This window comes from Streptomyces sp. NPDC007095 (assembly GCF_040634475.1).
In the GTDB taxonomy this organism is placed as follows: domain Bacteria; phylum Actinomycetota; class Actinomycetes; order Streptomycetales; family Streptomycetaceae; genus Streptomyces.
This window is the reverse complement of sequence record NZ_JBEYFS010000291.1, coordinates 1-12,439: the sequence shown is the minus strand read 5'-3', so window position 1 is coordinate 12,439 and position 12,439 is coordinate 1. Positions and strand designations below refer to the sequence as shown.

12 protein-coding genes are annotated in these 12,439 nt (G+C 71.1%); 7 read left to right on the top strand and 5 right to left on the bottom strand.

Annotated features, from left to right (window positions below; all coding sequences use genetic code 11):
• Positions 1 to 156 precede the first annotated feature (156 nt).
• The 3 genes from ABZ656_RS51460 (at position 157) to ABZ656_RS51450 (ending at position 3,037) form a co-directional block, all read left to right on the top strand.
• Positions 157 to 1,584 (top strand): MFS transporter, encoded by a 1,428-nt coding sequence (locus tag ABZ656_RS51460; RefSeq protein WP_101405445.1) that lies wholly within the window; start codon positions 157 to 159, stop codon positions 1,582 to 1,584.
• Positions 1,585 to 1,661: 77 nt separating this feature from the next.
• The gene (locus ABZ656_RS51455; RefSeq protein ID WP_101405446.1) at positions 1,662 to 2,201 is read left to right on the top strand and encodes a SigE family RNA polymerase sigma factor; all 540 of its coding nucleotides are present in this window, start codon (positions 1,662 to 1,664) and stop codon (positions 2,199 to 2,201) included.
• Positions 2,201 to 3,037: a hypothetical protein gene (locus tag ABZ656_RS51450; protein ID WP_180362538.1), complete on the top strand. Its 837-nt coding sequence runs from the start codon at positions 2,201 to 2,203 to the stop codon at positions 3,035 to 3,037. Before ABZ656_RS51455 ends, ABZ656_RS51450 begins: the two co-directional genes overlap by 1 nt.
• Positions 3,038 to 3,071: 34 nt before the next feature.
• Here ABZ656_RS51450 and ABZ656_RS51445 read toward each other — a convergent pair whose 3' ends face one another.
• Complete coding sequence (locus ABZ656_RS51445; protein WP_101405448.1) at positions 3,072 to 3,704, bottom strand: response regulator transcription factor; 633 nt, start codon at positions 3,702 to 3,704, stop codon at positions 3,072 to 3,074.
• A gap of 327 nt (positions 3,705 to 4,031) precedes the next feature.
• Between ABZ656_RS51445 and ABZ656_RS51440 the strand changes: the two genes are divergently transcribed.
• Positions 4,032 to 5,546 (top strand): alpha-L-arabinofuranosidase B, encoded by a 1,515-nt coding sequence (locus ABZ656_RS51440; protein WP_360278748.1) that lies wholly within the window; start codon positions 4,032 to 4,034, stop codon positions 5,544 to 5,546.
• Here ABZ656_RS51440 and ABZ656_RS51435 read toward each other — a convergent pair.
• The 3 genes from ABZ656_RS51435 to ABZ656_RS51425 are packed head-to-tail and all read right to left on the bottom strand — an operon-like array spanning position 5,524 to position 8,464.
• A complete protein-coding gene (locus ABZ656_RS51435; protein WP_101405450.1) occupies positions 5,524 to 6,804 on the bottom strand; it encodes a sensor histidine kinase in 1,281 nt (426 codons plus the stop codon). The two genes, ABZ656_RS51440 and ABZ656_RS51435, sit on opposite strands and share 23 nt — an antisense overlap.
• A 29-nt stretch (positions 6,805 to 6,833) precedes the next feature.
• Entirely contained in the window at positions 6,834 to 7,553 is a 720-nt protein-coding gene (locus tag ABZ656_RS51430) for an ABC transporter permease (RefSeq protein WP_101405451.1), read from the bottom strand.
• Complete coding sequence (locus tag ABZ656_RS51425; protein ID WP_360278744.1) at positions 7,553 to 8,464, bottom strand: ABC transporter ATP-binding protein; 912 nt, start codon at positions 8,462 to 8,464, stop codon at positions 7,553 to 7,555. The genes ABZ656_RS51430 and ABZ656_RS51425 overlap by 1 nt, the downstream gene beginning before the upstream one ends.
• Positions 8,465 to 8,718: 254 nt before the next feature.
• On the opposite strand from ABZ656_RS51425, the gene ABZ656_RS51420 reads away from it, so the two are divergent.
• The 3 genes from ABZ656_RS51420 (at position 8,719) to ABZ656_RS51410 (ending at position 11,721) form a co-directional block, all read left to right on the top strand.
• Positions 8,719 to 9,576 carry a MaoC/PaaZ C-terminal domain-containing protein gene (locus tag ABZ656_RS51420; RefSeq protein ID WP_360278741.1) on the top strand — a complete coding sequence of 286 codons (858 nt, stop codon included), beginning with the start codon at positions 8,719 to 8,721 and terminating at the stop codon, positions 9,574 to 9,576.
• A gap of 69 nt (positions 9,577 to 9,645) precedes the next feature.
• The gene (locus tag ABZ656_RS51415) at positions 9,646 to 10,722 is read left to right on the top strand and encodes a Zn-dependent alcohol dehydrogenase (RefSeq protein WP_360278738.1); all 1,077 of its coding nucleotides are present in this window, start codon (positions 9,646 to 9,648) and stop codon (positions 10,720 to 10,722) included.
• A 60-nt stretch (positions 10,723 to 10,782) separates the two neighbouring features.
• Positions 10,783 to 11,721: a 3-oxoacyl-ACP reductase gene (locus ABZ656_RS51410; RefSeq protein WP_101405455.1), complete on the top strand. Its 939-nt coding sequence runs from the start codon at positions 10,783 to 10,785 to the stop codon at positions 11,719 to 11,721.
• A gap of 76 nt (positions 11,722 to 11,797) precedes the next feature.
• On the opposite strand, the gene ABZ656_RS51405 is transcribed toward ABZ656_RS51410, so the two are convergent.
• On the bottom strand, positions 11,798 to 12,016 hold the full coding sequence (locus ABZ656_RS51405; RefSeq protein ID WP_360278735.1) for a helix-turn-helix transcriptional regulator: 219 nt from the start codon (positions 12,014 to 12,016) through the stop codon (positions 11,798 to 11,800).
• Positions 12,017 to 12,439: the final 423 nt, after the last annotated feature.

The following is a 12,439-nucleotide window of genomic DNA, read 5'->3' as shown; positions in this document are numbered from 1 at the left end:
CTCGTACTGGACGTACTTGGGTCTGTGCCTGGTGCGGTGAGAGTGCGTGCATGGCGTCGCGGGGCAGACGGGAATTTGACGACAGGGCCTAGGTCCCGTGGCCGAGGGGTGAGTGCGGCGAAATCCCGATGCAAGGACCGTAGGGCGGTTGAGAGCATGACACCCATGCTTCGAGCCGTGGAAGACACCCGAATATCAGCTCGCGTCGCGCCGCCCACCTGGCTGGTGGTGGCGCTCGCCTGCGCCGGACAGTTCCTCGTGGTGCTCGACGTGTCCGTCGTGAACGTGGCGCTGCCGTCCATGCGGACCGACCTGGGGCTGAGCGCGCCGGGCCTGCAGTGGGTGGTCAACGCGTACGCGATCGCCTTCGCCGGGTTCATGCTGCTCGGCGGGCGGGCCGGTGATCTGTACGGGCGCAAGCGGATGTTCCTCGTCGGGCTCGCGCTGTTCACGGTGGCCTCGCTGGGCGGCGGGCTCGCCCAGGAGGGCTGGCAGCTGCTGGTCGCGCGGGCCGCGCAGGGGCTCGGAGCGGCGGTGCTCGCGCCCTCGACGCTGACGATCCTCACCTCGGCGGTCCCGGAGGGCGCCGCCCGCGCGCGGGCCATCGCGACCTGGACGGCGGTCGGCGCCGGGGGCGGGGCGGCCGGCGGTCTGGTCGGCGGGCTGCTGGTGGACGGCCTGTCGTGGCGGTGGGTGCTGCTGATCAACGTGCCGGTGGGCGCGGCGGTGCTGGCGGGCGCCGCACGGTGGCTCGTGGAGAGCCGGGCCGGGGACGGACGGCGGCTCGATCTGCCGGGCGCGCTGCTGGTGACGGCGGGGCTCGCGACCCTCGCGTACGGGATCGTGCAGACCGAGGCGGAGGGGTGGGCGGCTGCCGCGACCCTCGTACCGTTGTGTGCCGGGCTCGTGCTGATCGGCCTGTTCCTCCTGGTCGAGGCACGGACGCGGGTGCCGCTGATGCCGCTGCGACTGCTCGGTGTGCGGGCGGTGGCGTCGGCGAACGCGGCCATGTTCGTGTGCGGCTCCGCGATGTTCTGCATGTGGTTCTTCATGACGCTGTACGAGCAGAACGTGCTCGGCTACTCGCCGCTGGGCGCCGGGCTCGCGCTGGTGCCGAGCTCACTGGCGGTGGTCCTCGGCTCGAAGCTCGCACCGCGGCTCATGCCGGTGGTCGGGGCGCGCAACGTCGCCGTCATCGGGTCGCTGGTCGCCGCGGCGGGCTTCGGCTGGCAGTCGACCATGACGGCCGACGGCTCGTACCTGACGGCGATCATGTTCCCCGGGATCCTGATGATGGCGGGCGCGGGGCTGGCCGCCACCCCGCTCGCCTCGCTCGCGACCTCGGGCGCGGCGCCGGGGGACGCCGGTCTGGTGTCGGGGCTGGTCAACACCTCCCGCACGATGGGCGGTTCACTCGGACTCGCCGTCATGTCGACCATCGCGGCCTCGCGTACGGGGAACGGCTCGACGGCCGAGGCACTGACGGCGGGGTACGCGCTGGCCTTCCGCACGGGCGGGTACGTGCTGCTCGGCGGGGCGGTGCTGATGCTGCTGTGGCTGCCCTCGAAGATCTCCGCTCGCTGAGGCAAGGAAAGATCTCCGCTCGCCGAGGCAACGAAATCCGGTCCTCGTGGACTCCTTTGTACATCTAGGAGGTGCCCATGGGGGATCGGAAGCAGGCTCGGGACGAGGAGTTCCAGCGCTTTGTCATCGGCCGCTGGCCGCGGTTGATGCGTACGGCATTTCTCCTTACGGGGGAGCAGCACGCCGCCGAGGACCTGGTCCAGACGACGCTGGAGCAGGTCTATGTGGCCTGGCGCAGGGTCGGCGCGGCCGACGACCCGGAGGCCTACGTACGGCGCGTGATGATCAACGCGCATGCCCGGAAACACCGCAGAAGGCTCAAGGAGTTCCTGGCGCCGAAGGACGACTCGGGGCTCACGCACGAGCTGCCCGACCACGGTGACCGCATCGCCCAGGCCGACGACCGCAGCGCCCTGCTGACCGCGCTCGGCCAACTGCCGCCGCGCCAGCGCGAGGCGGTGGTCCTCCGGTACTGGGAGGACCTGAGCGAGAGCCAGGCGGCGGAGGCGATGGGCTGTTCGGTGGGCGCGGTGAAGAGCAACGCGGCGAAGGGGATCGCGAAGCTGCGCGCCATACCGGGCCTGGCGGACATGGTGACGCACGGAGGGCGGAAGTGATGAGCGCGGACCGGGAGACGAACCACGACATGACACACAGGGACATCGCCTTCCTGCTGGCCGACGCCGCGGACGAGGCGGAGATCGGCATAGCCCCTTACCAGGCGGTGATCCGCGGCGGCCGCCGCCGCAAGGCCCGCCGCTGGGCACTGGCGGCAGCGGCGGCGCTGGTGATCGCCGGTTCGACGGGGACGCTGGCGCTGGCCGGGGCGACGGACGGTGACGCACGGCGGGTCGCGCCGGCGGCGACGCGCCCGCCGGCGAGCGACGAGCGGCATCTGTACGAGCCGCAGTACAGCGACCTGGCCAGGGGAACCGAGCACGGCAAGAAGTGGAAGGTCGTCATCGACGTCTGGGGCGCGCCCCGGAACAAGGCGGAGGCGCAGGGCCAACTGGACGCGATGACCGGGTCCGGGCTCGGCAAGCCGTGGGTGAACGTGCGCGATGCCTCCGAGCTCATCGGCAAGAGCTCGTACTTCGTCCGCCTGACCCTGGACGGCAAGACGTCGATCAAGTTGCTGGGGGCCTTCGAGAAGGGCGACACCATGGCGGGCACGGACCTCAAGTCCGGCGCGATGCCCCTGGAGACCAGCAGGACGGCGACGAGCAGGACCGATCAGCGGCTCGTGGTCGGTCAGGTCGCCACGACCGCCCAGGAGGTCACCTGCACCTGGGACGACGGCACGACGACCGAGGCGTCGAGGCCCGCCCCGGGCACGGGCATCGTCGGGGACTTCGAGGACGCGATCCGCCCGGCGGACGGTTCCCGGTCCGACTGGTTCGTGTGCCTGGGACCGGAGGGAAGGACCTACAAGGCGGTGGCGGTGACGAAGTAGGAGCTTCGCGAGCGGTGAGGCGGGCGGCAGGACGTCAGAGCCAGCCCTGCTGGCGGGCCTCCCGCATCGCCTCCATGCGGTTGCGGGTGCCCGTCTTGCCGATCGCGGAGGAGAGGTAGTTACGGACGGTCGACTCGGAGAGGTGGAGCTTCGAGGCGATGTCGGCGACGGTGGCGCCGTCCACCGAGGCCTTCAGGACGTCGCACTCACGGGCGGTGAGCGGATTGGGTCCGGCGCTCAACGCGGCGGCGGCGAGCGCCGGGTCGATGACCGTCTCGCCGGTCAGCACCCGCCGGATCGCCTCGGCCAGGTCCTCCACGGGGCCGTCCTTGACCAGGAACCCGGCGGCGCCCGCCTCCATCGCGCGCCGCAGATACCCGGGCCGGCCGAAGGTGGTGAGGATCAGCACCCGGCAGTCGGGCGCCTCTTCGCGCAGTACGGCGGCGGCGTCCAGGCCGCTCATCCCGGGCAGCTCGATGTCCAGCAGGGCCACGTCCGGGCGGTGCGTCAGCGCCGCGTCCACGATGGCGTCGCCCGCCGCGACCTGGGCGACGACCTCGATGTCCGGCTCCATCCCCAGCAGCAGGGCGAGCGCGCCCCGCATCATTCCCTGATCCTCGGCAAGCAGGACACGTACGGACTTCGCGGGCCGGTGGTCCCGGGGCATCTCGTTCACGGGGCCAAGAGTAGGGCGAGGGAAGGCGCGTGACCCGTCGTGGTGCGCACTTCGCCGGTCGTTAAAAACTCTCCATGGTTCGACTCCGCGCGTCTTGACGGCCCTTGACTCGAGGCAAACAATCGCCTCGACATTCCGTGATCGCCTTTGCCGTTCCTGTGCCGAGCCGATATTCGTAAACGTTCGACATTTCGACCGGGAATGGGTTCGGTATTTCGATCGAACGTTGTCCGGTATTTCGACCGGGTACCCGCACTGTCCTACCAGGAACGGAAGAGGTGCACCGTGTTCCCAAGATCGTCGCGCTCAAGAAGCGCCGTGCTCGCCGTGCTGTCGGTGCTGGCGGCCGTCGTCGCGCTCGCCGTCGGCGCCCCGGCGGCCACCGCCGCGGGATCGCTCCCCTGTGACGTCTACGCCGCCGCCGGCACGCCCTGTGTCGCCGCGCACAGCCTCGTCAGGGCGCTCTACTCGTCGTACAACGGCTCGCTCTACCAGGTGCAGCGCGCCTCCGACAGCGTGACCGCGAACATCGGTCTCCTGGCGGCCGGCGGATACGCGAACGCGGCGGCACAGGATTCCTTCTGTGCCGGCACCACCTGCATCATCACCAAGATCTACGACCAGTCCGCGCGCCACAACGACCTCACCGTCGAGGGCGCGGGCGGGGCGGGCGCGGCCGACGTCGGGGCGCCCGCGGACGCGCTGCCGGTGACCGTCGGCGGCCACCAGGTCTACGGCCTGGAGATCTCGGCCGGCATGGGCTACCGGGACAACTCCACCTCGGGCGTGGCCACCAACGGGGCGGCCGAGGGGATGTACATGGTGACCTCCGGCACCCATGTGAACGGCAGCTGCTGCTTCGACTACGGCAACGCCGAGACCAACAACAAGGACACCGGCAACGGCCACATGGACGCGATCAACTTCGGCACCGAGTGCTGGTTCTCGCCCTGTTACGGCCAGGGCCCCTGGGTGCAGGCCGATCTGGAGAACGGGCTGTTCCAGTCGGACTCCGGCTACAGCAAGAACACGTCGAACACCGGCACCGGGTCAATGCCGTTCGTGACCGCTTTGCTGAAAAACAACGGTCAGGACCATTTCGCACTGAAATACGGCAACGCCCAATCGGGCAGTCTCACGACGACTTATTCCGGGGGTGAACCCACCACGAGTGGTTACTCGCCCATGCATCAGGAGGGCGCGATCGTCCTGGGCACCGGCGGCGACAACAGCAACGGCTCCATCGGGTCCTTCTTCGAGGGCGTCATGACCTCGGGCATCCCGACGGACGCCGCCGACGACTCCGTCCAGGCAAACATCGTCTCCGTCGGCTACGGCGGTGCGACCGGCAGCACCGGTTCGCTGACGGCCGGGTCGGAGATCTCGCTGCGTGCGACCACCTCGTGCTGCTCGACCGACTACATCCGCCACCAGAACAACGCGGCGGTCATCTCGGCCATCACGTCGAGCAGTTCGACGCTCGACAAGAGCGACGCCACCTGGATCGTGCGCAAGGGCCTCGCCGACGGCTCCTGCTATTCCTTCGAGTCACGGAACTACCCGGGCGACTTCCTGCGGCACTACAACTACCAGCTCTACCGGCAACCCATGGTCGGCACCACGCAGTTCAGACAGGACGCCACGTTCTGCGCCGGGACCGGCAAGAGCGGGACGGGGACCTCGTTCGCGTCGTACAACTACCCGACGAGATACCTCCGGCACTACAACTACAACGTCTACATAGCGAGCAATGGCGGCTCGAACACCTTCGACAGCGCCACCTCGTGGACGGACGACGTGAGCTGGGCGGTCACGGCTCCCTGGGCGCCGTAGCCACCGAAGAAGACGCCAAGTCCGCTGCCTCCACCGGGAGTTCGGCGGTGACCGTGAAGCCGCCGCGCGGCGACGGGCCGGCCCTGAGAGACCCGCCCGCCGCCGCGAGGCGTTCCGTCAGGCCCTTCAGACCGGTGCCGCCGACACCCTCGGCGGGACCGGTCGCGGGGGCGCCCGTGCCGGTGCCGTCGTCCGTGACGGTCAGGCGGACATGGCCGTCCAGTACGCCCTCGACGGTGATCTCGCAGCGGGTCGCGCCGCTGTGCCGTACGACGTTCGTCACCGCCTCCCGGACCACCCAGCCCAGCAGGGCCTCGTTCTGCGGGGTCAGCGGGGCACCGGACTGGCGGACCACGGGGTCGACGCTCGCCGCGGACAGGGCGGAGCGGGCCCGGTCCAGTTCTGTGGTGAGGCTGCCCTCGCGGTAGCCGGTGACCGCCTCGCGGATCTCGGTCAGCGCCTGCCGGCCCACGGACTCGATGTCCGTGATCTGGGTGAGGGCCGCGTCCAGGTCGCGCGGGGCCAGCCGACGGGCCGCCTCCGACTTCACCACGATGACGGAGAGCGTGTGGCCGAGCAGGTCGTGCAGGTCGCGGGAGAAGCGCAGGCGCTCCTTCTCGACGGCACGGCGGGCCAGCTCCTCGCGGGCGGCGCGAAGTTCCCGTACCGCCTCGGAGAGGGAGAGGATCGCCGCCGTCACCATGGTGGACAGGAAGGTGCCGTACGCGACGTTCACCGCGTCCCAGCCCGCCCGGACGAAGGAGACCACCGCCGCCAGCGCGGTCAGGCCGAGACCGATCTGACCGAGCCGCGGGCCCCGCAGCACCGCGCCGGTGGCCAGGCCGAGGAGCGGGAAGAAGTACAGCCAGCTGCCGCCGTACCCGAGGGCCAGCCCACAGGTGACCAGGCCCATCAGGACGAGCGCCACCTTGGTGGAGCGGGCCTCGCGCGCTTCCTTCACGAAGGCGCGGAACGTCACGTAGATGTAGAGGGAGTTGAAGGTGAACAGACCCAGGCCGCCGATCCAGGGGTTCGCGGTCTTGCCCTGGAGGAGGTTGGAGAAGGCGCCCATCCCCATCAGCAGCCATGGCAGCAGCGCGAAGCCGGTGGGCGGCGGGCCCGGGTCCTCGGGCATCTTCCCGCCGCTCTTGCGGGCGGCCCGCCGCTCGGCCTTGAAGCGCTCCATGTCGGCCCGCCAGCGCGCCCGCGCCGCCCGCCACTCCTTCACCTGGCAGGTGACCTCTCGCATCCAGGACATGTCCCCGCTCCCCCTTCGGACGGTCCGCTTCAGATGGTCCGCGCGGCCCTGCGGTACGAGACCACAGCGTACGAACCGAAGGCCAGCAGCCAAGCTGTGAGAACCACCACCGCACCGAGCGCCGGTGCGTTGCCGTCGGCGACGGAGGTGCCGAGCTGGGCGATGCGGTTCGTGGGTGTGAAGCCGGACAGGGACCGGAGCCAGCCCGGGAAGAGCGTGAGCGGGAACCACAGGCCGCCGACCACCGAGAGCCCGAGGTTGCACACCATGTTCGCGACGCCGGTCGTCTGCGCGGTGAGCCGGTAGCCGTTGCCGAGGCCGAGCAGGGTGAAGGGTATCGAGCCGAGCCACAGCAGCACCGCGACCGCGGCCCACTGCCAGACCTCCAGCCGTACGCCGTTGACCAGGCCGCCCGCCGCCAGTACCGCGGCGATCGCGGGCAGCACGGTCACCGAGCCGGTCAGCGTCCGCCCGAGCACCACCTCGCGCGGGGTCATCGGTGTCACCCGCAGCTGCCGCAGCCAGCCGATCACCTTGTCCTCGGCGACCCCGCCGCCGGTGTTCAGGGCCGAGCCCACCGCCCCGTACGCGGCCATGCCGATCATCGAGCCGGTCTTCCAGCCGCCGTCACTGCCGTCACCGAGGTTGGTGAACAGGAGATACATCATCACGGGCATCGCGATGCCGCCGACGACGAAGCCGGCGTCGCGCAGCGTCCGGCGCACTTCGAGCCGCAGATAGTCCAGCATCACACCGTCTCCAGAACATGCGAGGTGAGCGCCATGAACGCGTCGTCCAGGGACGCGGGGACGACCTCCAGACCGCGGACCGCACCGAGCTCCGCCAGCGCGAGCACCGTCGCGTCCGAGTCGTCCGTGCGCAGCCGGGCCCGGTCCCCGCGCACCTCCACCGACACCACACCGGGCAGCAGGGTCAGCCCCTCGGTGCCCCGGCCCGCGAGGTCGAAGGAGACCAGATTGCCGCCCACCGACCGCTTGAGCTGCTCGCCGGTGCCGTCGGCGACGAGCCGGCCGTGGTCGATGACGAGGATCCGGTCGGCGTGCGCGTCGGCCTCCTCCAGGTAGTGCGTGGAGAACAGGACGGTGTGGCCACGCCGCGCATAGGACCGCATCGAGTCCCAGAACGCGCGCCGCGCCTCCACGTCCAGCGCGGCGGTCGGCTCGTCGAGCACGATCAGGTCGGGGTTCCCGGCGAGCGCCACCGCGAACCGCACCCGCTGCGCCTGTCCGCCGGAGAGCCGGTCGACGCGCCGCCCGGCCAGATCCCCGATCCCCGCGAGCTCCAGCGCGTCGGCGACCGGGAGCGGCGCGGGATAGCGGCCCGCGACGAAGGAGACCAGCTCGCGGACGGTCACGCGGGGCACCGGCCGGGTCTCCTGAAGCATCGCGCCGACCCGCCCGGCACGCACCGCCGCCTGCGGGGGGCCGCCGAAGAGCGCGACCGTCCCCTCGTCCGGCTCGTTCAGGCCGAGCAGCAGGGAGATCGTGGTCGACTTCCCCGCACCGTTGCGCCCCAGCAGCGCCACCGTCTCGCCGCGCCCGATCTCCAGATCGACCCCGTCCACCGCGCGCACCGCGCCGAACGCCTTGACCGCCCCCGTGAAGGACACGGCACGCTCTGTCCCACCTGTCTGTGTCATGCCTCAGACGGTACGAATCCGCGCCCCCTGCCCGGCAGATGCGCTTGTACGGACTCCGGCAGGACAAATGTCACGGCCGGGCGGACGGACCGTTGACCTGACACAGCGTCAGGAGCCTTCACAACTGCCGAGTGCTGGGCTATACAAGGGTCGCCGGACTGGAACGCGTTCTAGATCGGCCAGTGTCGACCTCGGTGCGGCCGACGGTGCGGACGGCCGCACCGAGGTCTTTCGCGCTACTGATCAGGAGCCCCATGCCCATCGACGCCGCCAAGGCCCTCGCCGCCGAACCCCGCAGCGGTGAGCTCACCTGGGACCGCAAGGACGTCCAGCTCTACCACCTCGGCCTCGGAGCGGGCGTCCCGGCGACGGATCCCGACGAGCTGCGCTACACCCTCGAATCGAAGCTGCACGTCCTGCCGAGCTTCGCCACCGTCGCGGGCGCCAGTTCCCCCGGAGTGATCAGCGGCCTGTCCATGCCCGGCGTCGACGTCGACCTCGCCCGCGTCCTGCACGGCGGCCAGACCATCGAACTGCACCGCCCGATCCCGGTCGAGGGCAAGGCCGTGGCCACCGGGCGGATCGCCGCCGTGTACGACAAGGGCAAGGCGGCCGTCCTCGTCATGCGCACCGAGGTCGCCGACGCCGAGGGACCCCTGTGGACGAACGACGCCCAGATCTTCGTACGGGGAGAGGGCGGCTGGGGCGGCGACCGCGGCCCCTCCACCCGCCTGGAGGAGCCCGCAGGCGCGCCGGACCGGACCGTCGAGCGCCCGGTCCGCGAGGAGCAGGCGCTGCTCTACCGGCTCTCCGGCGACTGGAACCCGCTGCACGCCGACCCCGAGTTCGCCAAGCTCGCCGGGTTCGACCGGCCGATCCTGCACGGGCTGTGCACGTACGGGATGACGCTCAAGGCGGTCGTCGACACGCTGCTCGGCGGGGACGTGGCGCGCGTCCGCTCGTACACCACGCGCTTCGCCGGGGTCGTGTACCCGGGGGAGACCCTGCGCATCCGTATGTGGCGGCGGGACGGCAGCGTCCGGGTGGCCGTGAGCGCCGTCGAGCGGGACGACGCGCCGGTCCTCGCCGACACCGTCGTCGCACACTCCTGAGCCCGGAACGGCACACACTCCTGAGTCCAGCCCGTCAGTGACCAGCCCGTTGTCGAGGGGAGCCGCACCATGCGCGCAGCCGTACAGCACGAGATAGGCCAGGACAAGCTGGAAGTCCTCGACGACATCGAGGCGGTGGGCTTCGGGCCGGGCAGGGTGCGGATCCGGATACGGGCCACCGGGCTGTGCCACTCCGACCTGTCCGCGATGAGCGGCGTACTGCCGCAGCCCGCGCCGTTCGTACCCGGCCACGAGGGCGCCGGGGAGATCGTCGAGGTCGGCGAGGGCGTCACCCACCTCAAGCCCGGCGACCGGGTCGTCGTCTGCTGGCTGCCGGCCTGCGGCGTCTGTCCCGCCTGCAAGCGCGGCCAGAGCCAGCTGTGCCTGGCCGGGTTCATGAACGCCGGCACGCCCAACTTCCGGCGCCCCGGCGGAGACGTCTTCGGCTTCGCCGGTACCGGCACCTTCACCGAGGAGGTCGTGGTCGACGCGGGCTCCGCCGTGCCGATCCCGGACGACGTGCCCTTCGACATCGCGGCCCTCATCGGCTGCGGAGTGACGACCGGCCTCGGCGCCGCCCTCAACACCGCGGACGTGGCGGCCGGTTCGTCGGTCGCCGTGATCGGCTGCGGAGGTGTCGGCATCTCCGCGATCCAGGGCGCGCGCCTCAAGGGCGCCGCCGAGATCGTCGCCGTCGACCCGGTCGCCTCGCGCCGGGAGGCCGCGCTGCGGTTCGGCGCGACGAAGGCGGTCTCGCCGGACGAACTCCCGGGCGCGAAACAGTCGGTGACCGGCGGCGAGGGCTTCGACTACGTCTTCGAGGTCGTCGGCCGCTCCGCCACCGCCCGCACCGCGTACGAGAACACCCGGCGCGGTGGCACCCTCGTCATCGTCGGCGCGGGCGCCATGGACGACTTCCTGCAGCTCAACATGTTCGAGCTGTTCTTCGACGAGAAGCGGATCCTGCCGTCCATGTACGGCGGCGGAGACGTCCTGCGGTCGTACGAGCGGACGGTCGCCCTGTGGCGTGCGGGCCGCATCGACCTGGAGAGCCTGATCACCCACCGGGTGCCGCTGTCCGGGATCAACGAGGCGCTGGACCAGATGCGGACGGGAACCGCGCTGCGTACGTGCATCGAGATCTGACCCCCCGCGACCGCCGCCACCTGCTTCCCACGACCGCCGTCACGACTGCTGAGGACTTCGATGTCACTGCCACTTGAAGGGCTCGCCGCGATCGTCACCGGCGCGGGGCGCGGGCTCGGCCGTACCGAGGCACTGGAACTGGCCCGCCTGGGTGCCGCCGTAGTCGTCAACGACTACGGGCAGCCCGGGCGGGACGGCTCCGGCGCGGCCTCGGCCACCCCCGCCGAGGAGGTCGCCGCCGAGATCAGCGCCGCGGGCGGCCACGCCCTCGCCCACACCGGGGACGTCTCCGACCGCGAACGGGCCCGTGAGCTGGTCGACCTGGCGACCGGCGAGTTCGGGAAGCTGGACATCCTCGTCAACAACGCGGGCATCCTGCGCGACCGGATGGTCTTCTCGATGTCCGAGGACGAGTGGGACTCCGTCATCCGGGTCCACCTGAAGGGGCACTTCAACACGACCCACTTCGCGTCCGCGCACTGGCGGGCGCGGTCCAAGGCGGCGGACGGGCCGGTGTACGGGCGGATCGTGAACACCTCCTCGGAGGCGTTCCTCGCGGGCTCGGCGGGGCAGCCCAACTACGCGGCGGCCAAGGGCGGGATCGTCGGGCTGACCACCTCGACCGCGCTGGCGCTCGCGAAGTACGGCGCGACGGCGAACGTCATCTGCCCGCGCGCCCGGACCCGGATGACCGAAGACGTGTTCCACGGGTTCGAGGTGCCCGAGCAGGGACTCGATCCCCTCGCGCCCGAGCATGTCGCGCCCCTCGTCGGCTATTTGGCCTCGCCCGCCGCCGCGCACGTCAACGGACAGCTGCTCGTCGTGCACGGCGGCATGGTCGCGGTCGTCGAACGGCCGCGGGTGGCCGCCAAGTTCGACACCAAACAGGACGCCTTCACCTACGACGAACTCGACGCACTGCTCGGCCCGTACTACGCGCAGCGGCCACCGGGGGAGACGTTCGCCGCGGCGGAAGTGCTGGGACTCAAGCACACCTAGTCCGCCCGGCAGTTCCGAGTTCGCCCTTCAACCACCCCTGGCCGTCGTGCTCCGGGCCGAGCAGCCGGCCGTCGGTCTACAGGGGCGGGTGTGCCAGCTGGAGCATGTAGTGCCGGAAGAACGGTTCGGTGACCAGCTCGCGGCGGCTGCACACCCCCACCTTGTCGAAGACCCGCTTCAAATGGTCCTGCACCGTGGACCCGGAGACCCCGGGGTGCCCGGCGATCTCGCTCGTCGAACGGCCCAGCAGGAAGTGCCGGGCGATCTCCCGGGCGCGCGGCGACAACCCGTACACGTCCAGGACCAGCGCGGTCGGTCGGCGGGCTCGGCTGGGCCGACGGAGACCACGACGATCGGCTCGCCGCCCTGTTCTAGGGGCCAGGCCCGCAGGGAGATCCACCGGCCGGTGCCCGTGGGCGCCCGGACGTGCGCGCCGGCCCCGGCCTGTTCGCCCCGGGCCTGCGCGGCCGGCGCCCGCAGCAGATACGGGCCCCCTTCGCCGCAGTTCGAGGCGGCCGGTGGTCTCGGACAGGATCATCGGCGTGTCCCGGAAAGCTGGACTCCGACAAGAGGACGTCACCCGCGCGTGGGGATCGGGGGAGCCCCGCACAGAACGGCCCCGCTCGCGCCGAGCGCCGGACCCCGCGGCCCAGGCCTGATCCAGACGACAGGCCCTAGGCCCTGTCGTCAAATTCCCGTCTGCCCCGCGACGCCATGC

Coding starts and splice junctions, on each gene's coding strand:
- ABZ656_RS51435 (WP_101405450.1), bottom strand. CDS start 6,804: ATGTCCTGGATGCGAGAGGTCACCTGCCAGGTGAAGGAGTGGCGGGCG.
- ABZ656_RS51450 (WP_180362538.1), top strand. CDS start 2,201: ATGAGCGCGGACCGGGAGACGAACCACGACATGACACACAGGGACATC.
- ABZ656_RS51445 (WP_101405448.1), bottom strand. CDS start 3,704: ATGCCCCGGGACCACCGGCCCGCGAAGTCCGTACGTGTCCTGCTTGCC.
- ABZ656_RS51415 (WP_360278738.1), top strand. CDS start 9,646: ATGCGCGCAGCCGTACAGCACGAGATAGGCCAGGACAAGCTGGAAGTC.
- ABZ656_RS51430 (WP_101405451.1), bottom strand. CDS start 7,553: ATGCTGGACTATCTGCGGCTCGAAGTGCGCCGGACGCTGCGCGACGCC.
- ABZ656_RS51420 (WP_360278741.1), top strand. CDS start 8,719: ATGCCCATCGACGCCGCCAAGGCCCTCGCCGCCGAACCCCGCAGCGGT.
- ABZ656_RS51410 (WP_101405455.1), top strand. CDS start 10,783: ATGTCACTGCCACTTGAAGGGCTCGCCGCGATCGTCACCGGCGCGGGG.
- ABZ656_RS51460 (WP_101405445.1), top strand. CDS start 157: ATGACACCCATGCTTCGAGCCGTGGAAGACACCCGAATATCAGCTCGC.
- ABZ656_RS51425 (WP_360278744.1), bottom strand. CDS start 8,464: ATGACACAGACAGGTGGGACAGAGCGTGCCGTGTCCTTCACGGGGGCG.
- ABZ656_RS51455 (WP_101405446.1), top strand. CDS start 1,662: ATGGGGGATCGGAAGCAGGCTCGGGACGAGGAGTTCCAGCGCTTTGTC.